The 24,399-nt window shown below is 69.0% G+C and carries 22 protein-coding genes and 1 tRNA gene; 12 read left to right on the forward strand and 11 right to left on the reverse strand.

Annotation, left to right across the window (positions count from 1 at the left end; all coding sequences use genetic code 11):
• Genes ssd through BLW81_RS09485 form a run of 7 tightly spaced genes read left to right on the forward strand, consistent with a single transcriptional unit; the run spans position 1 to position 4,444 of the window.
• Positions 1–1,071, forward strand: a complete 1,071-nt coding sequence (gene ssd, locus BLW81_RS09455; protein ID WP_083406937.1) for a septum site-determining protein Ssd — start codon at positions 1–3, stop codon at positions 1,069–1,071.
• Positions 1,068–2,228 (forward strand): TadA family conjugal transfer-associated ATPase, encoded by a 1,161-nt coding sequence (locus BLW81_RS09460; RefSeq protein WP_083406938.1) that lies wholly within the window; start codon positions 1,068–1,070, stop codon positions 2,226–2,228. Before ssd ends, BLW81_RS09460 begins: the two co-directional genes overlap by 4 nt.
• Positions 2,225–3,004, forward strand: a complete 780-nt coding sequence (locus BLW81_RS09465) for a type II secretion system F family protein (RefSeq protein WP_083406939.1) — start codon at positions 2,225–2,227, stop codon at positions 3,002–3,004. The genes BLW81_RS09460 and BLW81_RS09465 overlap by 4 nt, the downstream gene beginning before the upstream one ends.
• Positions 3,001–3,567: a type II secretion system F family protein gene (locus tag BLW81_RS09470; protein ID WP_083406940.1), complete on the forward strand. Its 567-nt coding sequence runs from the start codon at positions 3,001–3,003 to the stop codon at positions 3,565–3,567. The genes BLW81_RS09465 and BLW81_RS09470 overlap by 4 nt, the downstream gene beginning before the upstream one ends.
• A gap of 22 nt (positions 3,568–3,589) precedes the next feature.
• Positions 3,590–3,796, forward strand: coding sequence for a DUF4244 domain-containing protein (locus tag BLW81_RS09475; protein WP_083410423.1), 207 nt, complete (start codon positions 3,590–3,592; stop codon positions 3,794–3,796).
• A complete protein-coding gene (locus BLW81_RS09480) occupies positions 3,793–4,116 on the forward strand; it encodes a TadE family type IV pilus minor pilin (protein WP_173839710.1) in 324 nt (107 codons plus the stop codon). Before BLW81_RS09475 ends, BLW81_RS09480 begins: the two co-directional genes overlap by 4 nt.
• Positions 4,076–4,444, forward strand: a complete 369-nt coding sequence (locus tag BLW81_RS09485; protein ID WP_322788823.1) for an Rv3654c family TadE-like protein — start codon at positions 4,076–4,078, stop codon at positions 4,442–4,444. The genes BLW81_RS09480 and BLW81_RS09485 overlap by 41 nt, the downstream gene beginning before the upstream one ends.
• Here BLW81_RS09485 and BLW81_RS09490 read toward each other — a convergent pair.
• Both BLW81_RS09490 and BLW81_RS09495 read right to left on the reverse strand, forming a co-directional pair.
• Positions 4,441–5,421, reverse strand: a complete 981-nt coding sequence (locus tag BLW81_RS09490; protein ID WP_083406941.1) for a PAS domain-containing protein — start codon at positions 5,419–5,421, stop codon at positions 4,441–4,443. The two genes, BLW81_RS09485 and BLW81_RS09490, sit on opposite strands and share 4 nt — an antisense overlap.
• Positions 5,422–5,729: 308 nt before the next feature.
• On the reverse strand, positions 5,730–8,057 hold the full coding sequence (locus BLW81_RS09495; protein WP_083406942.1) for a DNA 3'-5' helicase SftH: 2,328 nt from the start codon (positions 8,055–8,057) through the stop codon (positions 5,730–5,732).
• Positions 8,058–8,332: 275 nt separating this feature from the next.
• Here BLW81_RS09495 and BLW81_RS09500 point away from each other — a divergent pair, with 275 nt between their 5' ends.
• The 3 genes from BLW81_RS09500 to topA all read left to right on the forward strand — a co-directional run bounded on the left by BLW81_RS09500 (position 8,333) and on the right by topA (position 12,197).
• Positions 8,333–8,536: a cold-shock protein gene (locus tag BLW81_RS09500; RefSeq protein ID WP_006243848.1), complete on the forward strand. Its 204-nt coding sequence runs from the start codon at positions 8,333–8,335 to the stop codon at positions 8,534–8,536.
• 126 nt (positions 8,537–8,662) lie between these two features.
• Positions 8,663–9,241, forward strand: coding sequence for a hypothetical protein (locus BLW81_RS09505; RefSeq protein ID WP_083406943.1), 579 nt, complete (start codon positions 8,663–8,665; stop codon positions 9,239–9,241).
• Between the two features lie 148 nt (positions 9,242–9,389).
• Positions 9,390–12,197 (forward strand): type I DNA topoisomerase, encoded by a 2,808-nt coding sequence (topA, locus tag BLW81_RS09510; protein WP_083406944.1) that lies wholly within the window; start codon positions 9,390–9,392, stop codon positions 12,195–12,197.
• Here the strand turns inward: topA and BLW81_RS09515 are convergent, their stop codons facing one another.
• On the reverse strand, positions 12,198–13,892 hold the full coding sequence (locus tag BLW81_RS09515; protein WP_407662322.1) for an adenylate/guanylate cyclase domain-containing protein: 1,695 nt from the start codon (positions 13,890–13,892) through the stop codon (positions 12,198–12,200).
• Positions 13,893–13,906: 14 nt separating this feature from the next.
• On the opposite strand from BLW81_RS09515, the gene BLW81_RS09520 reads away from it, so the two are divergent.
• Entirely contained in the window at positions 13,907–15,115 is a 1,209-nt protein-coding gene (locus BLW81_RS09520; protein WP_083406946.1) for a DNA polymerase III subunit delta', read from the forward strand.
• A gap of 68 nt (positions 15,116–15,183) precedes the next feature.
• Positions 15,184–15,256: transfer RNA gene (locus BLW81_RS09525), tRNA-Thr, on the forward strand.
• 55 nt (positions 15,257–15,311) lie between these two features.
• Here BLW81_RS09525 and BLW81_RS09530 read toward each other — a convergent pair.
• The 8 genes from BLW81_RS09530 to galE form a co-directional block, all read right to left on the reverse strand.
• The gene (locus BLW81_RS09530) at positions 15,312–16,190 is read right to left on the reverse strand and encodes an alpha/beta fold hydrolase (protein WP_235632228.1); all 879 of its coding nucleotides are present in this window, start codon (positions 16,188–16,190) and stop codon (positions 15,312–15,314) included.
• Positions 16,187–16,558 carry a carboxymuconolactone decarboxylase family protein gene (locus BLW81_RS09535; protein ID WP_083406947.1) on the reverse strand — a complete coding sequence of 124 codons (372 nt, stop codon included), beginning with the start codon at positions 16,556–16,558 and terminating at the stop codon, positions 16,187–16,189. Before BLW81_RS09535 ends, BLW81_RS09530 begins: the two co-directional genes overlap by 4 nt.
• The gene (locus tag BLW81_RS09540; protein WP_083406948.1) at positions 16,555–17,535 is read right to left on the reverse strand and encodes a hypothetical protein; all 981 of its coding nucleotides are present in this window, start codon (positions 17,533–17,535) and stop codon (positions 16,555–16,557) included. The genes BLW81_RS09535 and BLW81_RS09540 overlap by 4 nt, the downstream gene beginning before the upstream one ends.
• A gap of 3 nt (positions 17,536–17,538) precedes the next feature.
• The gene (locus BLW81_RS09545) at positions 17,539–18,465 is read right to left on the reverse strand and encodes a hypothetical protein (RefSeq protein ID WP_083406949.1); all 927 of its coding nucleotides are present in this window, start codon (positions 18,463–18,465) and stop codon (positions 17,539–17,541) included.
• Complete coding sequence (locus BLW81_RS09550; protein WP_157897641.1) at positions 18,462–19,310, reverse strand: TPR repeat domain-containing protein; 849 nt, start codon at positions 19,308–19,310, stop codon at positions 18,462–18,464. The genes BLW81_RS09545 and BLW81_RS09550 overlap by 4 nt, the downstream gene beginning before the upstream one ends.
• Positions 19,311–19,408: 98 nt before the next feature.
• Positions 19,409–21,601, reverse strand: coding sequence for a TPR repeat domain-containing protein (locus tag BLW81_RS09555; protein ID WP_083406951.1), 2,193 nt, complete (start codon positions 21,599–21,601; stop codon positions 19,409–19,411).
• 24 nt (positions 21,602–21,625) lie between these two features.
• Positions 21,626–23,344 (reverse strand): hypothetical protein, encoded by a 1,719-nt coding sequence (locus BLW81_RS09560; RefSeq protein WP_235632229.1) that lies wholly within the window; start codon positions 23,342–23,344, stop codon positions 21,626–21,628.
• Between the two features lie 43 nt (positions 23,345–23,387).
• Positions 23,388–24,365 carry a UDP-glucose 4-epimerase GalE gene (galE, locus tag BLW81_RS09565; protein ID WP_083410427.1) on the reverse strand — a complete coding sequence of 326 codons (978 nt, stop codon included), beginning with the start codon at positions 24,363–24,365 and terminating at the stop codon, positions 23,388–23,390.
• Positions 24,366–24,399: the final 34 nt, after the last annotated feature.

A 24,399-nucleotide genomic window follows, 5' to 3' on the forward strand; every position in this document is an offset into this window, starting at 1 on the left:
GTGGCTTCGTTAAGCGGACTTCTCGTGCTGGTCAGCGATACCGCGCTGCGTGAGGACGTCGACCGGGTGTGTGCGGCCACCGGGCTGACGGCGGTGCACGTTGCCGAGCCGTCCAGCCGCAAAGTCTGGACCGGCGCCGTCGCCGTGGTGTGCGATGCCGGCGCCGCGCAGCGCTGTGCCGCCCGGGCGATGCCGAGACGCAGGCACGTCGTCCTGGTGAGTCCCCGCGACCCCGGTGCCGCCGAGTGGCAGGCCGCGATCGCGGTCGGCGCCCAGCGCGTCGTCACGCTGCCCGCCGAGGACGGCGCGCTGATGGCTGAACTGGCCGAGGCCGCTGAGTCACTGCACGACGGCGCCGACCGCGGCGCGGTGGTCTCCGTGGTCGCCGGCCGCGGCGGCGCGGGTGCGACGGTGTTCGCCGCGGCGCTGGCCCGGGTGGCGTCCGACGCGTTGCTCATCGACGCTGACCCGTGGAGCGGCGGCATCGATCTGGTGCTGGGTGCCGAGGCCGACGCCGGGTTGCGCTGGCCGGACCTGGAACTGGGCACCGGCCGGGTCAACTTCGCCGCGCTGCGCGAGGCCCTGCCCAGGGCGGGCGGTGTCAGCGTGTTGTCGGCCGGCCGCGGCGCCGACGGCGGAGAAGTCGCCGCCGCCTCGCTCGGCGCGGTGATCGACGCGGGCAGCCGCGGCGGCGTGACGGTCGTCTGCGACGTGCCGCGGCGGTCGACGACGGCGGCTGAAGCCGCGCTCGGCTCGGCCGACCTCGCCGTGCTGCTGACGACCGCCGATGTGCGCTCGGCCGCGGCGACCGCAGCCCTCGCGTCCTGGGTGCCGACGATCAACCCGAACTGCGGGCTGGTGGTCCGCGGCCCCGCCCCCGGTGGACTGCGGTCGGCTCAGATCGCCGACATCGTCGGGCTGCCGTTGCTCGCCGCGATGCGTCCACATCCCGGTATCGCGCAGACCCTGGAACGCGGCGCCCTGCGGCTCCGGCGCCGGTCACCGCTGACCGACGCCGCGAACAAGGTGCTGGCAGTGCTGCGCCGGCACCCGGCGGGCGACGTCGCATGAGCTCGTCGCTGATCGACCGGGTCCGCGAGCGGCTCGCCGCCGAGTCCGCGCCGCTGCGGCCCACGGTCGTCGCGGACGCGATCCGCGCGGAATCGGGCGGACTGCTCGGCGACAGCGATGTGCTGACCGGGCTGCGCCGGCTGGAGACGGAGCTGACCGGCGCGGGTGCGCTCGAGCCGCTGTTGTCCGCCGACGGCACCACCGACGTGCTCGTCACCGCACCGGACGCGGTGTGGGTGGACGACGGCGACGGTTTGCGCCGCAGCGAGATCCGGTTCGCCGACGAGGAGGCGGTGCGGCGGCTCGCGCAGCGGTTGGCGCTGGCGGCGGGCCGCCGGCTCGACGAGGCGCAGCCCTGGGTGGACGGCCAGTTGACCGGTCTGCGACCCGACGGGTCGACCGTGCGGCTGCACGCCGTGCTGCCGCCGATCGCGGCGGCCGGGACGTGCCTGTCACTGCGCGTGCTGCGACCGGCGACCCAGAACCTCGCTTCGCTGATCGCGGCGGGCGCCATCGACACCGACGCTGCGGCGCTGCTCGACGACATCGTCGCCGCGCGGCTCGCGTTCCTGATCACCGGCGGCACCGGCGCGGGCAAGACGACGCTGCTGGCCGCGATCCTCGGTGCGGTGCCCGCCGAGGAGCGCATCGTCTGTGTCGAGGACGCCGCCGAGCTGTCGCCCGCGCATCCGCATCTGGTGAACCTCGTCGCGCGCGGCGCCAACGTCGAGGGCGCCGGTGAGGTGACCGTGCGTGAACTCGTCCGGCAGGCGCTGCGGATGCGCCCGGACCGCCTCGTCGTCGGCGAGGTCCGCGGCGCGGAGGTGGTCGACCTGCTGACCGCGCTCAACACCGGCCACGACGGAGGCGCGGGCACTGTGCACGCCAACAGTCCCGACGAGGTGCCCGCCCGCATGGAGGCACTCGCCGCGCTGGGCGGCCTGCCACGCGCCGCGCTGCACAGCCAGCTGGCCGCGGCGGTGCAGGTGGTCATCCACGTGGGCCGGGACCGCTCGGGTGGTCGCCGACTGCGCGAGATCGCGGTGCTGACGCCGGGTGATGACGGCATCGTGCGCGCGGCGACGGCGTGGCGCTCCGGCACCGGATTCGCGGGCGGCGCCGCGCGATTGGCGGAGCTGATCGGGAGCCGACGGTGACCGCGTCTGCCTTGGCCCTCGCGTTGGCGCTTCTGGTGGCGCCGGGGCCGCCGCGGCACCGGCTCCTCGCGGCAGGAACGCCGCGCCGACTCGCCATCCCGACGACGCCCTGCCTGATCGCGGGGGTGCTGCTGCTGGCCGTTGTGGCGCCGATCGGGCTCGCGGTGGCCGCCGCGATCGTCGCGTTCACCCTCGACATCGGCAGACGTCGCCGGCGAGCGCGCCGCGCCGCGGCCGATGAGGCGGCCGCCCTGCAGTCCGCGCTGGACGTGCTCGCCGGCGAGCTGCGGATCGGCGCTCACCCCGTGGTTGCCTTCGACACCGCGGCCGGCGAGGTCGGCGGTGTCGTCGCGGCGTCGATGCGCACGGTCTCGGCGCGGGCTCGGATGGGCGCCGACGTCGTCGCGGGGCTGCGCGGTGCGGCGCTGTCCTCGGCGATGCCCGCGCACTGGGAGCGGCTCGCCGGGTGCTGGCAATTGGCGGATTCGCATGGTCTGGCGATCGCGACGCTGATGCGCACCGCTCAGCGCGACATCGTTGCCCGGCAGAGGTTTTCGAGCCAGGTTGCGGCGGGCATGGCCGGCGCGCGCACCACGGCGGCGGTGTTGGCGGGCCTGCCGCTGCTCGGGATCGGTCTCGGTGAGCTGGTCGGCGCGGAGCCGGTGCGCTTCCTGCTGTCCGACGGGATGGGACAGTGGCTGCTCGTCGCGGGCGCGGCCCTGTCCTGCGCCGGCCTCGCCTGGTCCGATCGCATCACCGGGCAGGTCGTCAAATGAGCGTCGCCGCAATGCTGTTGGCTGTCGCGCTGCTGCTGGGTGCACCGTCGTCGCGGCTGCGGCTGACAGCGGGGCGCTCGGCGAGCCCCCGGCCTGAGGCGCCGGAGCCGAATGACCCCTTGGCGTTCGCGTCGAGCCTCGACGTGTTCGCCGCGTGCCTGCAGTCCGGGATGGCGGTGTCGGCGGCGGCTTCCGCGACGGTGCCGACCGCGCCGCCTGCGCTCGTCGCGGTGCTGGGCCGGGCGGCGGACCTGCTCGCGCTCGGGTCGGACCCGTCGACCGCATGGTCGACGCCGACCGAGGTGGACCGGCATGTCGACGCGCTGCTGCGGCTTGCGCGCCGGTCGGCGGCGTCGGGAACGGCGTTGGCGCAGGGCATCACCGAACTCGCGGAGCGTTCCCGTGACGAGGCGGCCGATGCGGCGCGCGCCGCGGGGGAGCGCGCGTCGGTGTTGATCGCGGGCCCGTTGGGGCTGTGCTACCTGCCCGCGTTCCTGTGTCTGGGCATCGTGCCGGTGGTCGCCGGGCTGGCCGGGGACGTGTTGCGGTCGGGGATTGTGTGAGGAACACCTGTGAGGGGGAATGATGGAAATTGCCAACCAGATTCGAGCGGTGCAAGTGCGGTTGACCTTGCTGATGGTCGAAGACGACGGCATGTCGACGGTCGAGTACGCGATCGGCACCATCGCGGCCGCCGCGTTCGGCGCGATCCTGTACACCGTCGTCACCGGCGATTCGATCGTCAGCGCGCTGACCAACATCATCAGCCGTGCGCTCAACACCAACGTCTGAGCGGTGACCGTGGCGCGGCCACCGTCGAGGCGGCATTCGCGATCGCGGCGCTGGTCGCCGTGCTGGTGCTGTGCGCCGCGGGGCTCACCGCGCTGTCCACGCACATCCGCTGCGTCGACGCGGCACGCGAGGCGGCCCGGCTGGCGGCCCGCGGCGACGACGGCGTCGCGGTGGCGCGCACCCTGGCGCCCGACGGCGCCGCGGTGCAACTGGGCCGCGACGGCGATTACGTCGTCGCCACCGTCACCGCGCGCTCGCCATTGCCCGGACTCACCATCGGTGCACGCGCGGTGGCGGCGCTCGAGCCGGGCGGCCGCTGACGACGGCGCGGCCACCGTGCTCGCCGCGGTGATGATCGCGGTGTTGCTGGCCGTCACGGTCGCCGCGGGATATCTCGGCGCGGCGGTGATCGCCCGGCACCGCGCGCAGGCGGCCGCCGACCTGAGCGCGCTGGCCGCGGCCGGCCGGGTCGCCGACGGTCCCGCTGCCGCGTGCGCGCACGCCTCGACGGTGTCCGAGTCGATGCGCGCGCACCTGCGCAGCTGCCGCGTAGATGAGCTCGATGTCGTTGTGGCAGTGGAGGTCACGATCGCATTGGGCCGCTTCGGGGTCGGGCCGGCCGCTGCCGTCGCGCGCGCCGGACCCTAGGCGCGGCGCAGCATCGCCAGGCCGGCGAACACGCCGTCGCCGACGTCGATCCGGTTGACCGTCACCTGCACGGGTGTCCATCCGTCGTCCGACGCCATCCGCAGCACGCCCGATGTCGTACCCGTCTCGAATTCGGCTGCCATGCGGTCGATTTCGCCACTGTCCTCGGGGTGCACGGCGCGGTCACCCGCCATACCGGCGCGCCAGTCGAAGTACGCCGGCGGCGGGTCCAGCCACTTGAGCAGGGTCCAGCGCGGCACATCGATCAGCGCCCGCTGCACGCCGGGCTGCGCGAGCCCGTCGAGGATCCGCTGCGCGAGGTCATCCGGCGGGGTGGCGGCCGGGTCCGGCTCGCTGCGCCAGTTCATCGCGCGGCACAGCAGTCGCTCCGAACCGTCGTCCTGCGGTTCGCGCACCACCCGGATCACGAAGCCGACGGTGGCCGGTTCACCGCTGTGGTCGGTGACGTCCCACGTGCTGCACAGCACGGCACCGGCTTCGCGGGTGATCGCCATGCGCAGCACCCGGGCTTCGCTGGGGTTCAGGTCGCGGGTGGGCAGGTCGTCGGCGAAGGTGCGGATCGGCCCTGCCTCGGCGTCCGGGGCGCGACCGCTGTTGAGCAACGACTCCGGAGTGCCGGTCGCGGTGCCGCGGTCCAGGTCCCATACCAGCGGACCGGGCACCGGCCGCTCGGTCGGTTCCATGTCGGGTGGCCCGATCCACAGGTGCACGCCGTGGATCCGCCCGTCGGTCATCTGCACGACCTCGGTACGGATCACGCGGTCGTTCTTCGGGGTGATGCTGCTCAGTCCCTGCCCGGCGCGCACCGTCTCGCCGATGGCGGTCTGGATCGCCATGAGGTGGGGATTTCGCCTCAACAGCGCGCTGATCGGGACCAGGTTCACGGTTCGCCTGCCCTGCGCGACCACCACGGGCTCGTCGCCCAGCGTTTCCACGAGCAGCCAGTCGTGGACCATGCCTGCATTCTATCGACGCGCCCGAGGCCGCCCTCGGGTCGACGGTGCGCCACGGATCGCGTTGAACATTGGCGCCACCGTTGTTTTCGGCTTCGTTAAAAGGCGAGGACGAAGTTGCAACAGGCCTATTTGCGCGGTATTTTTCGTCTACGCCCGGGTTTCCGGGAGTGAAACGGATCGAGTCGTCCGGCCGTTTCGCAGTACGAGTCTGTGCGCTCGGCGTCGAGTTTGCGCCCTGAGCCGCGGAACCGGTGGGGGCGACCGTTCGAGGGGTCGGTCGCCCCTCGCATTCCAGCGCAGCGCGCGCCTCAGAGCGGACGGCCAGCAATCTCGTCGAGCACCAACCGCAGCACCCGGACCGCGCCTGCCTTGTCCAACGGGTCATTGCCGTTTCCGCACTTCGGCGACTGCACGCACGACGGGCAGCCGGCCGGGCAGTCACAGGCCTCGATCGCATCGGCCGTTGCTGCCCACCACGTGGCGAGTTTGCGGTAGCCGCGGTCGGCGAAGCCCGCCCCGCCGGGGTAGCCGTCGTAGACGAAGATCGTCGGCAGGCCCTGCTCCGGCCCGACAGCCGTCGACACCCCGCCGATGTCGCCGCGGTCGCAGCTGGCGACCAGCGGCAGCAGCCCGATGGCCGCGTGTTCTGCGGCGTGCAGCGCTCCCGGCAGGTGGAGCAAATCGAGTCCGTTGCGCTGCAACGCCTCTGGAGTGATCGTGCACATCACCGCGGTGGTGTCCAGCGTGCGGGTCGGCATGTCGAGTTCGACGAAGTCGATCACCTCACCGCTCAGTTGCCTGCGCAGGTACCCGGTCACCGTGTTGCTGACCGACACCGGAACGAGCCCAACAGTAACCGCGCCGAACGTCTTTCGCTCCCCTTCCCCGGTGACCGCGATGTCGGTCAGTTCCCGCGCGGAGGTGGTGTATCCGGGGTCCTCTGCGTGTACGAACGCGACGCCGTCCTCGAAACTCAGCGAATCGACGAGATAACTCTCGCCCTGATGGAGATACACGGCGCCGGGGTGCACGGACGCCGGCGCCTGGCCTGCCCCGGTGCTGCCCAGCATGCGCCCGGTGCCGGCCTCCAGGATCGCGATCTGCCCGCCGGCCGACCCGCGGATGTCCACGGCCGGATGGGGATCCATGCCCGGGGTGGGGAAGTAACCGTTGGCGCGCCTGCGCAGCAGGCCGTCGTCGACGAGCGCGTCGGCCACCGACTCGGCATCCCACATGCGGACCTCGGCGTCGGTCAGCGGCAGTTCGGCCGCCGCGCAGAGCAGTTGGGGCCCGAGAACGTAGGGGTTCGTCGGGTCGATGACGACGCGTTCGATCGGCTTGTCGAGCAGCGCCGCCGGGTGGTGCACCAGATACGTGTCGAGCGGGTCGTCGCGGGCGATCAGCACGATCAGCGCGCTCTGGCCGCGCCGGCCCGAACGACCGGCCTGCTGCCAGAACGAGGTGACGGTGCCCGGGAAGCCCGCGAGCACGACGGCGTCGAGGCCGGCGATGTCGACGCCCAACTCCAGCGCGTTCGTCGTCGCCAGCCCGCGCAGTTCCCCGTCTGTCAGCGCACGTTCGAGCGCGCGGCGGTCCTCGGCCAGATAGCCGGCGCGGTAGGACGCGACCCGGTCGACGAGGTCCGGTGCGATCTCCTCGAGCCGGCCCCGCGCCCCCAGCGCGGTCAGTTCCGCGCCGCGCCGCGACCGCACGAACGTCAGCATCCGCGCGCCCTCGGCGACGAGGTCGGCCATCACGCTGGCCGCCTCCGCGCCGGCCGAACGCCGTACCGGCGCGCCGTTCTCGCCGACGAGATCCTCGAGAAGCGGCGGCTCCCACAACGCCACCGTGCGCGCGCCCTGCGGTGAACCGTCCTCGGTCACCTCGGCCACGGTCTGGCCGATCAACTCCGAAGCGGTCTGGCCCGGCGACGCGGTCGTGGCACTGGCGAAGATCACCGTCGGCATCGATCGGTCGGGGGAGTACCGCACGCACAGGCGCAGCAGGCGACGCAGCACCATTGCGACGTTGGAGCCGAAAATGCCTCGGTAGTAATGGCATTCGTCGATCACCACGAAGCGCAGGTTGCGCAGGAACACCGCCCAACGCGCGTGGTTGCGCAACAGCGACAGATGGATCATGTCGGGGTTGGAGAAGATCCAGCGCGACCGCTCGCGCGCGAAACGGCGTACGTCGGTGGGGCTGTCCCCGTCATACGAGCACGGTGCGACATCGGGCAGTGGCACGGCTTCGGTGAGCGCCACCGCATTCCGGAGTTGGTCGTGGCCCAGCGCCTTGGTCGGCGACAGGTACAGCACACGGGCCCGCGGATCGGTCTTCAACGCCGTCAATATCGGCAACTGGTAGGCCAGCGACTTGCCCGACGCGGTGCCGGTGCTCAGCACCACGTGGCGGCCGTCGCGGGCGAGTTCGGCGGCGGCGACCTGATGCGACCACGGGGCCTCGATACCGCGATCATGGAACGCCCGCACCACATCTGGATCCGCCCACTGCGGCCAGCCGCGCGGCCGGCCGGCCCGCGGGGGCAGATCTGCGACGTGCCGCAAGGGATCCGACCCGCCGGCGCCGGTGCCGTCGACCGCGCAGGCAAGCAGCTCGCGGCCGAAATCAGCCATGAATAGTCCTCCCGAAGCACTTCCTGGCATGAATTGTTCCCCACTTGTTTGCGCCAGACTGTCGCGGCAGCTCCGAACGTGATTGACTTATCGCGGTCGCAGCTTCTGTGTTCGTGTACTCGCACTCGCAGGATCGACGTTGCGATCGCGGTTCCTGCGAGGGTTGTAGGTCGGGTCAGTTCCGAGCACTCCACGAAGGAGAGCGGTCGGAACCGGCCCGGTGTACCGAACACGGTGGACCGCACCCGGTGAATAAGAGAAGGAAACAACAGGAAATGCCACAGGGAACTGTGAAGTGGTTCAACGCGGAGAAGGGCTTCGGCTTCATCGCCCCGGAGGACGGCTCCGCTGACGTATTTGTCCACTACACGGAAATTCAGGGCAGCGGCTTCCGCACCCTGGAGGAGAACCAGAAGGTCGAGTTCGAGGTTGGCCAGAGCCCCAAGGGGCCGCAGGCCACGGGTGTCCGGGCCGTCTAGCTAGACCCCCAAGCTGAGGTAACACCCCGCGCGCGTCCAGACCCGGCCGCCGCGGGGTGTTCGCTATTCGGGCCTGCCCCGGCCCGCCGACTCCGAAGATCCCGGCGACTGGCTTACTGTCGGTCTGTGAGCCAGCTGTCGTTCTTCTCGGCTGAGTCGGTGCCACCCACGGTCGCCGACCTCACCGGGCTGCTCGCCGCACCCGGTCAGGTGGTGCTGGTGGGTTCGGGCGCGCGGCTGTCGGTCGTCGTCGAGGAACTGTGGCGGGCCGAGGCGCTGGCCGAGATGATCGTCGAGGCGGGCCTGGAGCCGGAGATCGCGCGCACCGACGAGAACACCCCGCTGGTGCGGACGGCGGTCGACGCCCGACTGCTGACCATCGCCGGCGACTGGACCCGTGGCGCGGTCAAAACGGTGCCGCCGCAGTGGCTGCCCGGCCCGCGCGAGTTGCGGGCCTGGACGCTGGCGGCAGGCACCCCGGAAGCGGACCGCTATCTGCTCGGGCTGGACCCGCACGCGCCGGACACGCATTCGCCGCTGGCGTCGGCGATGATGCGGGTCGGGATCGCGCCGACATTGATCGGCACCCGCGGATCCCGGCCGGCGTTGCGGATCAGCGGCCGCCGACGGCTGTTGCGCCTGGTAGAGAACGTGGGGGAACCGCCGGCGGGCGGCGCGGCGTTCACTCAATGGCCGCGCGTCTGACGGCCGTAAACTGGGGGGTCAGTTTGCGTCGGCCCGCGTGGGGTGCCAAATTGTCAGTTGCCGACAGGATCGACTTCCGTGGCAAGAGCCATATTGATGGGCACTATCGACCCTGTGGGCAGTTGAAAGAAGTGGAGCGTGCGCAAAGGTGGCAGACGAGGACCGCGGTAGCGGCCGCAACGGCAACGTGCGGCGGCTCGTCATAGTCGAGTCGCCGACCAAGGCGCGCAAAATCGCCAGTTATCTGGGCTCCAACTACATCGTCGAATCGTCCCGCGGCCACATCCGCGACCTGCCGCGCAACGCCGCTGACGTGCCCGCCAAGTACAAGTCCGAGCCGTGGGCCCGCCTCGGGGTGGACGTCGACCACAACTTCGAGCCGCTCTACATCATCAGCCCGGAGAAGAAGAGCACCGTCGCCGAGCTGAAGGACCTGCTCAAGGACGTCGACGAGCTGTACCTGGCCACGGACGGCGACCGCGAGGGCGAGGCCATCGCCTGGCACCTGCTCGAAACCCTCAAGCCCCGCGTCCCGGTCAAGCGGATGGTGTTCCACGAGATCACCGAGCCCGCGATCCGCGCCGCCGCCGAGGACCCCCGCGACCTGGACAACGACCTGGTCGACGCGCAGGAGACGCGCCGCATCCTGGACCGGCTGTACGGCTACGAGGTCAGCCCGGTGCTGTGGAAGAAGGTCGCGCCGAAGCTGTCGGCGGGCCGGGTGCAGTCGGTGGCGACGCGCATCATCGTGCAGCGCGAACGCGAGCGGATGGCGTTCCGCAGCGCCGGCTACTGGGATGTCACGGCCGAACTCGACGCCAGCGTCTCCGATGCGCAGGCGTCACCGCCGACATTCACGGCCAAGCTGAACACCGTCGACGGTCGCCGCGTGGCGACCGGGCGCGATTTCGACTCGTTGGGCGCGGTGCGCAAGCCCGACGAGGTGCTGGTGCTCGACGAGGCCGGCGCCACCGCGCTGGCGTCGGGGCTGCGCGGCGCGCAGCTGTCGGTGTCGTCGGTGGAGCAGAAGCCCTACACCCGCAGGCCGTACCCGCCGTTCATGACCTCCACGTTGCAGCAGGAGGCGGGCCGCAAGCTGCGGTTCTCGTCGGAGCGCACGATGAGCATCGCGCAGCGGCTCTACGAGAACGGCTACATCACTTATATGCGTACCGACTCGACCACGTTGTCGCAGTCGGCCATCGACGCCGCGCGCAATCAGGCGCGTCAGCTCTACGGCGAGGAGTACCTGCACCCGTCGCCGCGGCAGTACACCCGCAAGGTGAAGAACGCGCAGGAGGCGCACGAGGCGATCCGCCCCGCCGGCGACGTGTTCCAGACCCCCGGCCAGCTGCACAGCGCGCTCGACACCGACGAGTTCCGGCTCTACGAGCTGATCTGGCAGCGCACCGTGGCCTCGCAGATGGCCGACGCGCGCGGCACGACGCTGTCGCTGCGCATCGGCGGGACGGCCAGTTCCGGTGAGCAGGTGGTGTTCAACGCCAGCGGCCGCACCATCACGTTCCCCGGCTTCCTGAAGGCCTACGTCGAGAGCATCGACGAGCTGGCCGGCGGCGAATCCGACGACGCCGAGAGCAGGCTGCCGAATCTGACGCAGGGCCAGCGCGTCGACGCCAAGGAGCTGACCGCCGACGGGCACACCACCTCGCCGCCCGCCCGCTACACCGAAGCGTCGCTGATCAAGGCGCTCGAAGACCTCGGCATCGGCCGGCCGTCGACGTACTCGTCGATCATCAAGACCATCCAGGACCGCGGCTACGTCGTGAAGCGTGGCAGCGCGCTGGTGCCGTCCTGGGTGGCGTTCGCCGTCATCGGGTTGCTCGAGCAGCATTTCAGCCGGCTCGTCGACTACGGGTTCACCGCCGCGATGGAAGACGAGCTCGACGCGATCGCTTCTGGCAGCGAGCGAAGGACGAACTGGCTCAACAACTTCTACTTCGGCGGCGATCACGGCGTCGAGGACTCGATCGCCAGGGCGGGTGGGCTCAAGAAGCTCGTCGGCGTCAACCTCGAAGAGATCGACGCGCGAGAAGTCAACTCCATCAAGCTGTTCGACGACGATCAGGGCCGTCCGATCTACGTGCGGGTGGGCAAGAACGGTCCGTACCTGGAACGGATGATCGTCGACCCCGACAATGCCGACGGTGAGCTCAAACCGCAGCGGGCGAACCTCAAGGAGGGGCTGACCCCCGACGAGCTGACCCTCGAGTTGGCCGAAAAGCTTTTCGCCACACCGCAAGAGGGCCGCTCGCTGGGTATCGACCCGGCCACCGGCCACGAGATCGTCGCCAAGGACGGCCGTTACGGGCCGTACGTCACCGAGGTGCTGCCCGAACCGCCGGAGGATCCCGATGCGGGGACGACGGCGAAGAAGGGCAAGAAGCCGACGGGACCCAAGCCGCGCACGGGTTCGCTGCTGCGGTCGATGGACCTGGAGACGGTGACGCTGGACGACGCGTTGCGACTGTTGTCGCTGCCGCGGGTCGTCGGCGTCGATCCGAACACCAATGAGGAGATCACCGCGCAGAACGGTCGCTACGGGCCATACCTCAAGCGCGGCACCGACTCTCGGTCGTTGGCCACCGAAGAGCAGATGTTCGACATCACGCTCGAAGAGGCGCTTAAGATCTACTCCGAGCCCAAACGCCGTGGCGGACAACGGGCTGCGGCCCCGCCGCTGCGCGAGCTGGGCAACGACCCGGCCTCCGGCAAGCCGATGGTGATCAAGGACGGCCGGTTCGGCCCGTACGTGACCGACGGTGAAACCAACGCCAGCCTGCGCAAGGGCGACGACGTGCTGTCGATCACCGACGAGCGCGCCGCCGAACTGCTCGCCGACCGCCGCGCGCGGGGTCCGGTCAAGCGGACGAAGAAGGCCGCCGCCAAGAAGTCGCCGGCGAAGAAGGCCGCGAAGAAAGCGGCGAAGAAGAGCTAGTCAGCGCGAGACGTCGCTGGCGATCTCGTCGTCGACGTCCTCGTCCTCGTCGGCGCGGGCCTTGCCGGGGGTGGCCAGGTTGATCGGGCGTGCCAGCTGCGTCGGCGCGATCCGCCCGCGCAGCTCGACGATCTCGCCGACGTCCCAGCACAGCGCCTCGGCGTCCAGCGCGCCGCTGACCGCGATCGCCGAGGCGAGCACGTGGCCGTCCTCGAGCTTGGCGAGCTCGGTCAGCCGCGCGGCCTCGTTGACCGGGTCGCCGATCACGGTGTACTCGAAGCGGGCCTGCGCGCCGATGTGCCCGGCGATCGCCCGCCCCGCCGACACCCCGATGCCGAACTCGGTCTGGCCGAGCACCTGGATCAGGTCGTCGTGCAGCTCGCGCGACGCCGCCAGTGCGGCGCCGCACGCGTCGGGATGTTCGATCGGCGCCCCGAAGATGGCCAGCGCCGCGTCGCCCTGGAACTTGTTGACGAAGCCGCCGTGCCGGTTGACGGTGTCGACCACGACGCGGAAGAAGTCGTTGAGCAGGTTGACCACGTCGGCGGCGGGGATGGTCGACGCCAGCTGCGTCGAGCCGACAAGGTCGACGAACAGCACCGCGACGTCGCGTTCCTGACCACCGAGTTCGGTGCCGCGCTCCAACGCCCGGCGTGCGACGTCCTCGCCGACGTAGCGACCGAACAGGTCCCGCAGTCGTTGTCGTTCGGCCAGGTCGCGGACCATGTCGTTGAAGCCCGCCTGCAGCAGGCCCAGCTCGCTGGCGTCGTAGATCTGCATGTGCGCGTTGTAGTTGCCGCGCTGCACCTCACCGAGCGCCCAGCGCAGCTGGCGCAGCGGGTCGGCGATCGACATCGCGACCAGAACCGTGCCGGCGAGGCCCACCACCAGCGCCGAGATCGCCAGGATCAGGATCGGGGTGGTCAGTCGGTCGGCGGGCGCGGTGAGGATCTCGAACTTGCTGGCCACCAGCGCCAACACGATCGCGATGATCGGCACCGCCGTCGACAGCACCCAGGTCATCACCTGCCGCGCGATGACGCCGGGGGCGCGGAAGTTCTCCGGGACGCCGCCGCGCAGCGCCGCGACCGCGACCGGGCGCAACACCCGCTCGGACTGCAGGTAGCCGATGATCGCCGTCGCCGTCGCCCCCAGGCCGGTCGCGACCGCCACGACGGGCGCCGACTTACTGGCCACCGGCCAGCTGGCCACGATGAACACCACCGAGCCCAGGAACCAGTTCACGACGTTGATCACCGAGCGGTAGAACGGCATGCGCAGCGCCCGGGTGCGCGCGACCTCGGTGTCCTCGGTGTCGCGTTCGCCGAGCAGCATGTCGCGGCGCTGCCAGCGCATCACCGGGATGAGCAGCCGCAGGCTCCAGTACGCCGCGATGGTGAAGGAGATGAACAGGAAGCCCAGGAAGACCGCGAGGTTGAACGCCGGCAGATCCTGCAGCTGGATGCGGTCCTCCGGCGGCAGGCCGAACCGCAGGAAGCTCAGGACCAGCAGGGCGCCGATGATGTCGGCCTGCACCATGCCCAGCGTGAACACCGGCCACGGGGTGCGCGCGGCCCAGCGGACGAATGCACCGATTCGCCCGATGGGTTTCGCGTCCATGGCCACGCCGTCAACCGTATCGGGCATGGGCGACCCATACGGGTGATGTGGGACGGACGTGTCGGTTCGCAGCATTACTGTGATGTGCGATGTCTGGTGTTTTCTCCCGGCTGGTGGGTCAGCAGGCGGTCGAATCGGAGCTGGTGGCGGCTGCGCGTGCGGCGCGCGGTGAGACCGCTCACAGCGGCGGCACCGTGGGGACCATGACACACGCGTGGCTGATCACCGGGCCGCCGGGGTCGGGCCGCTCGGTGGCCGCGTTGTGCTTCGCGGCTGCGCTGCAGTGCACGTCCGACGGCCCGCCGGGATGCGGCGAGTGCCGGGCGTGCACGACGACGATGGCCGGCACCCACGCCGACGTGCGGCGGATCATCCCCGAAGGGTTGTCGATCGGGGTCGACGAGATGCGCGGCATCGTGCAGATCGCGTCGCGGCGGCCCGGCACCGGGCGCTGGCAGATCGTGCTGATCGAGGACGCCGACCGGCTCACCGAGGGCGCGGCGAACGCCCTGCTCAAGGTGGTCGAGGAACCGCCGCCGTCGACGGTGTTCCTGCTGTGCGCGCCGTCGGTGGATCCCGAGGACATCGCGATCACGCTGCGCTCACGCTGCCGGCACGTGGCGCTGGTGACCCCGACCGTCGACGCGATCGCCGACGTGCTGATCGACAGCGACGGCCTGGCCGAGGCGGATGCCAAGTGGGCGGCGTCGGTCAGCGGTGGGCATGTCGGCCGGGCGCGGCGACTGGCCACCGACGATCAGGCCAGGGAGCGCAGGAAGCGGGCGCTGAGCCTGGCGCGTGACGCCGCGACCCCGTCGCGGGCGTACGCCGCGGCCGAAGAGCTGGTGAAGACCGCCGAGGACGAGGCGGTCGCGTTGACCGTCGACCGCAACGAGGCCGAGACCGAGGAGCTGCGCACCGCGCTCGGCGCCGGCGGGACGGGCAAGGGCGCGGCCGGTGCGTTGCGCGGGTCGGCGGGCGCACTCAGCGCGCTCGAGCGGCGGCAGAAGTCGCGCAGGACGCGCGCGTCGCGGGATTCGCTGGACCGGGCGCTGATCGACCTGGCGACCTACTTCCGCGACGCGCTGCTGGTGGCCTCGGGCGCCGGTGGTGTGCAGCAGAACCACCCGGACATGGGCGACGAGGTGGCCAGGATCGCCGCGCACGCCTCGCCGGAGAAGCTGTTGCGCTGCATCGAAGCGGTGCTGGAGTGCCGCGAGGCGCTGGCGGTCAACGTCAAACCGAAGTTCGCGGTCGACGCGATGGTGGCCACCGTGGGGCAGGCGCTGCGTGACTGACTTGGGTCGGCGGCGGGCACTGCCGTAGACTCGTCCCGCCCGAGCCGCGCGCCAGCGTGGCAGGGCACGCCACCTTAGCTCAGTCGGTAGAGCGGCTCACTCGTAATGAGCAGGTCAGGAGTTCGATTCTCCTAGGTGGCTCTCTCTTTTGGCCGCCGAGCGCACGCTTTTTCGCGGGTGTTCTCGGGTTTTGTGTTCAACTTCCGTGCGCTCGGGGCAGGAATTCGCGGACCAGCGGCACCACTTCGGACAGATGCGTCTCGAGGAGCCAGTGCCCGCCGCCGAGCAGGCGCAGCGGCGCGTCGGGCACGTCGCGGTGGTAGGCCCGCGCCGAGGCCTCCGGCATGTAGCCGTCGTGGGGTCCCCACACGATCAGGGTCGGCGGCTGGTGCTCGCGCAGGTAGGCCTGCTCGTCGGGAAACCAGTTCAGGGTGGTGGGCTGGTCTTCGAGAAGGTGGATGAGGTTCGCCAGCCGCTCGGGGGTGTTCATCAGCGACCAGTGCAGCGTCCACAGGTCGGGGCTGATCCGGTCGGCGACGTCGTCGGGCAGTTCGCCGCGGAACTCGCTTTCGAACCCGGCCAGCGTGACGTGCTGGGCGATGTGGCGCCGCGACGCGGGGCCGGGGTTGGCCCACAGTTCCTTGAGGAAGTCGTATTTGGAGCCGAACGCGTCGGCGTAGATGTCGCCGTTCTGGATGATGAGCCCGGCGACGCGCTCGGGTGCGGCCATCGCGAGCCGGAAGCCGAACTGTGAACCGTAGTCATGCAGCCAGATGACGTAGCGCCGCAAGTTCAAGGCGTCGACGAACGCCTGCAAAAACGTCGCGTACGCCTCGAAGGTGTAGCCGAAGTCATCGGGCGAAGGGGTTGCGCTGTAACCGAATCCGGGCAGATCGGGTGCGACGAGGCGCCACTGGTCGCCGAGTGCGGCCATGAGATTGCGGTAGACGTAGGACGACGCCGGGTATCCGTGCGGCAGCAAGACGACGGGGGCGTCCGGTGGTCCCGCCTGCCGGTAGAAGGTGTCGATGCCGTCGACGGTGACGCGGTGATGGGTGACCGGTGCGATGCTCACTTCTCTCGCAACACCTCTTCGGCGATTTTCATTGCGGCGGTGGCGGCGGGGAAGCCGGTGTATCCGGTGCTGTGGTAGATGACCTCGGCGATCTCGTCGTCGGTGAGCCCGTTGGTGCGAGCGATCCGGAAGTGAAGTTGAAGTTCCTCGGTCGCGCGCAGCGCGATGAGGATGCCCAGCGTGACGAGGCTGCGTTCGCGTCGGCTCAGGCCGTCGCGGGTCCAGAGCCGGCCGAACACGTTGTCCAACGCCAGCCCGAGCATTTCGCCGCCGAAACCGTCGGTGGGCAGTTCGGCGTCACCGTCCGGCAGGACGCCCGGAAGCAGTTCGCGGAATGCCTGAAGTCCTTGTTTGCGTACCTCTGTCATACCGACAGCGTGGCATGGAGCTCACGCATGCGATGCTCGTTAACCGGTGATAATGGCGAACCTATAGCCGTACTGGCGAATCGCATTACTGATGTGCTGAACGCCGCCAGGTACGCCGTCAGCTGGCTGTCATAGGCGCTCCAGCTGCCCTTGTTGATCTGATTCGGGGAAAGCAGCCGACCCTGGCGGAAAAAGTCGGGACTGATGTACGGGTCACCGGGGCGCACTGACCGTGAGGCCACCTGATACATCACTTCGGTTTGCGCCTGCATCGGTGTCGCGACGGGTGACTCCGGATCGGCGATGTGGGCACCTGCCGCGAGGAGGCCTCTCAACCGCGCGGCACGCATCAGATCCTCCAGGGGGGCGGTGTTGCCCACAAGAGTCGGGTTCGCCGCTGCTTCTTCGGCGAAGCTGACCTCGAATGAGTGTGCGCGCTCATTGGCGGCTTCGGTGAAGATTCGGCTGGCTTCCGGATCTTTGTGAAATGCGGCGAATACTGCTGCGGTGCGCCGCATCTCAGTGTTCGAGGTGTCCAGGGCTTCGAAGCCGGAAACGCCCTGGAGGTCTCCCGCCATCGCGCCGATGTAAGGCACCAAGCTCCGGGCACAACTCCGCCAGAGGCCCGGATTTCCCGGCGTACCGGCGAGGGCATCTTTGTCATCGGCGATGAACGATGCGATAGCGTGCGCCGTCTCACCGGCACGGATCGCCGCAGCGGAATCCTCAGAGTGCGCGTCTTGCGGGATCCACGCGAAGAGTTCGCCGGCGCGGGCCCCGCCGTCGTCCCATGACGCCGCGACGATGTCCTGGAGGAAGGCCGGCCCGTCCGGGCCTGTGACCCGTTCGGCGATGGCGGCCGGGTCGGTGCTCGGTGGTAGGTCAGGCTCGCGGTTCGTCGTGCAAGCGGCGACCAAGCCGACCACGGCGACGACGACAACCAGCCAGCGAGCCGTGCGCGTATTCAGTCTGACCATCCGTCACTGCCCGTCGGCGATCAGGCTGTAGGTGCTAGCGAACTGATCTATCGCGGCGTTGATCTGCGGCCACGGGACGAGATAGACCCGGAGTTGGGCGCGGTAGATGCTCAGATCTTCTTCCGGTATCTCGTTGGGTGGCAACAGGCTTCCGTTTCGGAAGAACTCATCGTTGATATGCGGGTCGTCATCACGGGCAGTCAAGGACGCAACGCGATACATGACCACGGTTTCGGCGTACGTCGGGACGGGACGTGGGGCATCCGGATTTACCAGTCGATCACCGGTCGCGACAAGGCTCCGGAGTCGAGCCGCCTGCAACAGGGCTTGTTGAGCATCCCCAGTGTCGGCTTGCAGGGGTTCGGTTACCGCTGCTTTGGCGAAGGCCTCTTCGTAGGTTTGTGCCTTGGCGTTGGCGGCGTCGGCCCAGGCGCGATCGGCCGTGCTGTCTTTCGTCATGGTGGCGAACAGCGAAGCTGTGCGGCGCATTTGAGATTCGGGACCCTCCAGCGGGGCAAAATCCGCGATTCCTTGGTCATCACCGACCAGGGCACCCTGATACGGGATCAAGCTGTCGGTGAATGACCGCCATAGGGCGGGGTTGTCGGGGGTGTCCGTGATCGTGTCGCGTTCGTCTGCGAGGAACGCGGCGATTACATGTGCCGTCTGACCGGCGCGGGCTGCCACAGCAGGATCGTCCGAGTGAGCGTCCCGCGGTATCCACGCAAAGAGCTCGCCGGCGCGGGCCCCGCCGTCGTCCCATGACGCCGCAACGATGTCCTGGAGAAAGGCCGGCCCGTCCGGGCCTGTGACCCGTTCGGCGATAGCGGCCGGGTCGCTGCTCGGTGGTAGGTCAGGCTCGCGGTTCGTCGTGCAGGCGGCGAGCAAGCCAACCAAGGCGACGACGAAAACTGCCCAGCGGGCTGTCACTGGCCGAAGGCGATTCTGTTGTAGGTACGCGCGAATTGGGCTACCGCTTCGCTGATGCGCGGCCAGGGGGCAAGGTACACGGCGAGCTGGCTGTCGTAGATGCTCCAGTCAGTGTCCGGTATCTCGTTAGGCGGCAGAAGGTGTCCGTCACGGAAGAACCCTTCATTGATATGCGGGTCGTCATCACGAGCGGTCAGGGACACTACCTGGTACATGATTCCGGTTTCACCGAGATTCGAGCTCGGCTTCGGTGACTCTGGATTCGCGAGGTAATGGCCGGTTGCGTTCAAACTTCGGAGCCGGGCTGCCCGTAGTAGGTCTCGCTGGGCGTCTCCTCTATCGGCTTGCAGGGGTTCGGCTACCGCTGCTTTGGCGAAGGCCTCTTCGTAGGTTTGTGCCTTGGCGTTGGCGGCGTCGGCCCAGGCGCGATCGGCCGTGCTGTCTTTCGTCATGGTGGCGAACAGCGAAGCTGTGCGGCGCATTTGAGATTCGGGACCCTCCAGCGGGGCAAAACCCGCGATTCCTTGGTCATCACCGACCAGGGCACCCTGATACGGGATCAAGCTGTCGGTGAATGACCGCCATAGGGCGGGGTTGTCGGGGGTGTCCGTGATCGTGTCGCGTTCGACTGCGAGGATCGCGGCGATTGCATGTGCCGTCTGACCGGCGCGGGCTGCCACAGCAGGATCGCCCGAGTGAGCGTCCCGCGGTATCCACGCAAAGAGCTCGCCGGCGCGGGCCCCGCCGTCATCCCAGGCGGCAGAGATGATTTCGCGAAGAAATCCTTGGCCGTCGGCGCCGGTGACCAGGTCAGCTATGGCCGCAGGGTCGGCGTTGGACGGCAAGTCCGGATCCCGGTCCCGACTGCACCCCGACACGAGCCCGAAGAGCAGTAGACAGATTATGAGCGCTACACGAATTTGCGAGACGGACCCGGTGCGCTTCACTCTTCGTACCCACCTGCTTGTCCGAGACTGGTGTTGAATCGCAGCATCATCGCCAAAATCCGCGGGTGCTCGGCCATTGCGGCTGTCAGCTGCGCGTCATAGATGCTGATATCGGCGGTGCTGATGTCTTTCGGTGGCTTCAGGTTGCCTTCATCGTCAAAGAAGCGATCCTCAATATGAGGATTGCCTGCGCTGACGAACTGCGACGCAATGGTGTACTGCGCTTGTGTGTACTGGTGAGCGATCGATTGCTGGCTCGATGTTAGGCCGACGTCGGTGATGGCGCCGTCCCTGTCGAACTTGATGTCGCCCGTGTCGGGCGGATCTCCGGCGAATGAATCGGCAAGTGCGTTGGTTACCAGGTCGCCTCCCGGAGCGTACGAGAAGACGCTGCGGAGAAGGTCCTTCTTGAGATCGTAAGCAGACCGCGCGTTCTCGGCTGCCTGGTCGGCATTCATCTCGCCGTTGCGAATATTCGACAGAGTCTCTTGACTGATACCACCGTCAATGACGCCCAGCATTCGGGCAGAAGCCTCAAGGTCGTCGACCCGGACGTCTCCCTTCGGAATGTTGGGGTTCTCTTTTGCGTAGTCAGCGAAGGATCGCTGTAGGTCCAATGCTTCTTGGTATGCCGCTCGGTTCCATTCCTTCGCCGCATCGGGCTGCGAGTCGATAACAGCGAATAGTCCTTTGGTTTTGTCCATCGAGCCATGGAGGTCGTCGATCCGCTGGAAGGCCGTGTCGACCGAGGGCTGATCGGTGATCAACTCCTCCTGGTACGGCATCAGACCGTTGGAGAACGCTTTCACCAGTTCGGGGTTCATGTCGCCGATCTGACGGTTGCCGTCGATCGCCAGCAGGTCGTCGCTCTCGCGTCCCAGGAACTCCGCGTAGACGTTGGCGGTTTCGGCGGCGAACGGGCTCGTCGCGTCCTTCGTCCATTCGAACAGGCCGCCGGCGGCCTTGCCGTCGTCGTTCCACTCGTGGGTGCTGACATCCATCATGAAGTCCTGGCCGTCGTCGCCGCGCGCGCCGGTGAGGTGGTCGTGGACGATTTCGTGATCACGGCCCGCTGAGTCGAAGATGTCCTGCAGAACGACGTCGTACTGCGGCCGCGACCCGTCGCCCGGCTGGCCGGTGCTCTTCTCGAACATCGGCGCGTCCATCATGCGGTCCGCCTTGCGCATCATCTCGCGATCGATCTCGGTGCCGGTCTGGAACTTCGCGTCGCCGTCCTTGACGATGGCCGCGATGTCCGACATCTGCCGGTCGGAGAACAATCCCGAAGACTTGATCGCGTCCTGCACGCTTTGCGGCAGGTTCTCGAACTTCCTGTCGCCCGAGGCGACTTCGCCGGTCTCGGCATCTGGGAAGTCGATGTCTTCGTTGGTCATCAACTGCCACGAGTCACCGATGATCCGGCCGTGCTCCCCCAGCCGATCCTCGGCGGCTTTGAGGTCCTTGACGCTCATGCCCTTCTGCTGCGTCTGCATCTGGCTCAGATACGCGCTCTGCGCCGGTGACAGCGGTGTCGCGCCGGACATCTGGTCGGGTGTGATGCTGTCCAGCACGGACTGCACCCGGCCCGCGGCGTCCTTGTCGCCCTCCTTGAGCGCCTTCTCGACATCCTCCTCGGCCCGCTTCTTGATGTCTTCGGCGGCCTTGTCGTCGAGGACGTCGCCACCGCCGGCGAACTTCTGGTTGCCGAGCGCCTCGAACTCGCCTTTGAGCGCTCGGATGCGTTCGGCGGTGACATTCGACTCGGTGTTGGACTGCGTCATGATCTCCTGCAGCTGGGCCAGGCCCTTCTGCGCGATCACCATGCGGATGGTCTCGGCATTCTTGCCGGGCGGGACGCTGTTGGCAGCGTCGATCACCCAGGTGCGCAGCGCCTCGAGGTTGCGCCTGCCCGCGTCGACCGACCGCGCAGAGTTGTCGACCTCGGCGGTCAGACGCCGATCCAGGTCGGCCAGTGCACCGATCACTCGACGGTGTTCGGTGTTGACGGCGCCGTAGTTGTCGGCCGCGCTGCCGGTCCACCGCGAGCCCGGTGCGGCGGCCTCCAAGTCGGTGGCCAGCGTGGTCAGCCGGCTGCTGTTGTCGTACTGTTCGCCGGTCTGGGGGGTGCCTTCGCCATACGTCTGGCGCGCGCCGGACCACGTCGTGAGGAATGCGTCGATCGAACCCACCGTTCGATTATCCCAGCGCGCGGACTACCTCGGTGCCACAAATCCGACCGGCCCCGACGCGATGCACACCGACAGCGCAGCGGTGTTCGCCGCGACCGTGATCGCGTCACCGGCACCGGGTAGCCGGACGAACACCCGGTTCAGTCCCGGCCGCACCGGCACCTTGACCTCCGGTCCCTCCGACAGTGCCATCGTCATCGACCCGTCGCTGTTGGCCAGATAGTTGATCTCGGCGGTCCAGTCGGCAGGCAACAACGGACCGTCGAGCGGCATCCGCACCGGCGCATCGGGCTGGACCAGGTATCCGCAGTTCGGTGCCGGTCCCGGCGTGATGCTGCGTACCCAGGTGACCTTCGCGTCCACCACCCGACCTGCACTGTCGAGCATGCGCAGGTTCGTTGTCGCCGAGGCGAATTCGGGTCGCTCCCGAACCAATGCGAACATGTGGCTGGCGCGGTTCTCCGGCCCCACCACCCGCTGCAAGACCATCGGGTCCACTTCCTGGTCGAGCATCGGCTCATCGGATTCCCGTGCGGCCGCGGCCAATCCGGCGACTGCGTGCTGCAGATACGGCTGCGCCGGGTTGTAGCGCCAACTGGTCAGGAAGGTCGCCGTCGAATACAGGCTGCTCGCGACGAACGCCGTCACCGCGACACCCACCGCGACCGTGCGCGCCCGCGACGCGTCCAGACACCGCGCGCGCTCCCGGTTCGGCGCGCACAGGCCCACCGCCGCCAACAATGCCAACACCACGACCAGATCCGGCAGATAGCGCAACGTCTGCGCCAGTTCGAGCGCGGTGAACCGCGACGACCGCATCAGATAGATCGGGATCTGGCACGCCACCGCATACCCGACCGCGACCGCCCACACCGCCGCGATCCGCTGCTTGCGCAGCACCGTCACCACGACCACCGCCGCCAGCACCAGCCAGCCCAACACCATCACCGCGACCGGCGGCGTCCCCCACGGCGACGCCGGCGCCCACCGCTGCCACTCCCACGGGCCGCCGACAAGACCGGGCACGATGCCGTGCGTGATCGACCGTGCCAGCAGGTCGGTCGTCATCGCGATATCGAAGCTCCACCGCTTCTGGTCGACGACGGCCAGGTACACCGCGACCCATGCCGCGGTGATCGCCAGCGCCGGCACCCACAACCGAATGCCCCTGCGCCACACCGACGCCGTCGACCACGCACCCGTCACGTGCCCGAGCAGCGCCACCACCGCGAACGCGACGAACGGGATCACCGCAGCCTTCTCGAAGAACAGCAACCCACCCAGGTAGACGACGAGGCCGGTGACCGCGTAGCGACGGTTTCCGGTGCGCTGCAACAGGACCGCGTCGCCGCACACCCAGGCCAGCGCGGCCAGCATCGGCAGCGAGTTCAGTGCCGCGGCCCACCAGGCGAACCCCGGCACCGCCAGCGGCGTGAACAACGCAAACGTCAACGGCACCAACAACACCGGGCGCCAACCGAGGATCACGTGCAGCGCGCGCAACAGCGCCAGCGACGCCAGCACCTGCAACACCAGCATGCTGATCGCCGCACCCGCCCAGTTCAGCGGCGCCAACCGGGTGATGCCGCCGGCGACGAGGAACGCCGCGGGCATGACGTGACCGTCGTGATCGTCGAACAGGTACGCCGGCGACAGCAGGCTTTGTGTGCCCGCGCGCCCGATCAGGATCAGGTCGTCCCAGTAGAAGTAGCCGCCGAACGCCAGCACGGCGCGCACCGCCAACTGCGCGACGATCAGCGCTGCGGCGGTGCGGGCGACCCAGGACTTACCGCGGATACGCGTCCCCCGCTTGCCGGCGCGCGGTCCACGCCGACCGCACCATCTCCTCCAGCGAATGCCGCATCTGCCAGTCGAGGTCGCGGGCGGCCAGATCCCCGGAGGCGACGATCCGCGCGGGGTCGCCAGGCCTGCGCGCACCGATCTGAGGTTCGAAGTCGAAGCCGGTGACGTCGCGGATCGTCGTCATGATCTCGCGCACCGAGGTGCCGCTGCCGCTGCCGAGGTTGTACACGGGCTCGAGTGCCTCGCCGGCGTCGAGGCGCCGCGCGGCCGCGACATGCGCCAACGCCAGGTCCGCCACGTGCACGTAGTCCCGCACGCAGGTGCCGTCGGGGGTCGCGTAGTCGGCGCCGTTGATGCGCGGTGTCTCCCCGCGGCACAGCATGTCGAACACGACCGGGAACAGGTTGTGCGGACTGACGTCGAACAACTCGGCCGAACCCGACCCCACCACGTTGAAGTACCGCAGGCTGGTGTGACGCAGCCCGGACGCCCTGCCGGCGTCGCGGATCATCCACTCGCCGATCAATTTGCTCACCCCGTAAGGGGATTCGGGGTTCGTCGGGGTCTGCTCGGTGACCAGGTCGACGTCGGGCGTGCCGTACGTCGCCGCGCTCGACGAGAACACCAGCTTGTCCGCGCCCGCGCCGTCCATCGCTTTGAGCAGCGTGACCATCGCCGAGACGTTCTGCTCGTAGGTGTGCAGGGGCCGCTGCACCGAGACGCCCGCGTACTTGAAGCCCGCGATGTGGATGACGCCGGAAACCTCGTGCTCGGCGAGCGTGCGGGCGACGAGGTCGCCGTCGAGCAGGGTGCCGCGCACCAGCGGCACCGTGGGCGGCACGAACTTCTCCAGCCCGGTGGACAGGTCGTCGAGCACCACGACCGGCACCCCGGCGTCCGACAACGCGCGCACGACGTGCGACCCGATGTATCCGGCGCCGCCGGTCACCAGCCAACTCATCTGATCCCCCTCGCTCGAGAACGGGGCCAGCATA

Origin of the sequence: Mycolicibacterium rutilum (genome assembly GCF_900108565.1) — a bacterium.
GTDB lineage: Bacteria > Actinomycetota > Actinomycetes > Mycobacteriales > Mycobacteriaceae > Mycobacterium > Mycobacterium rutilum.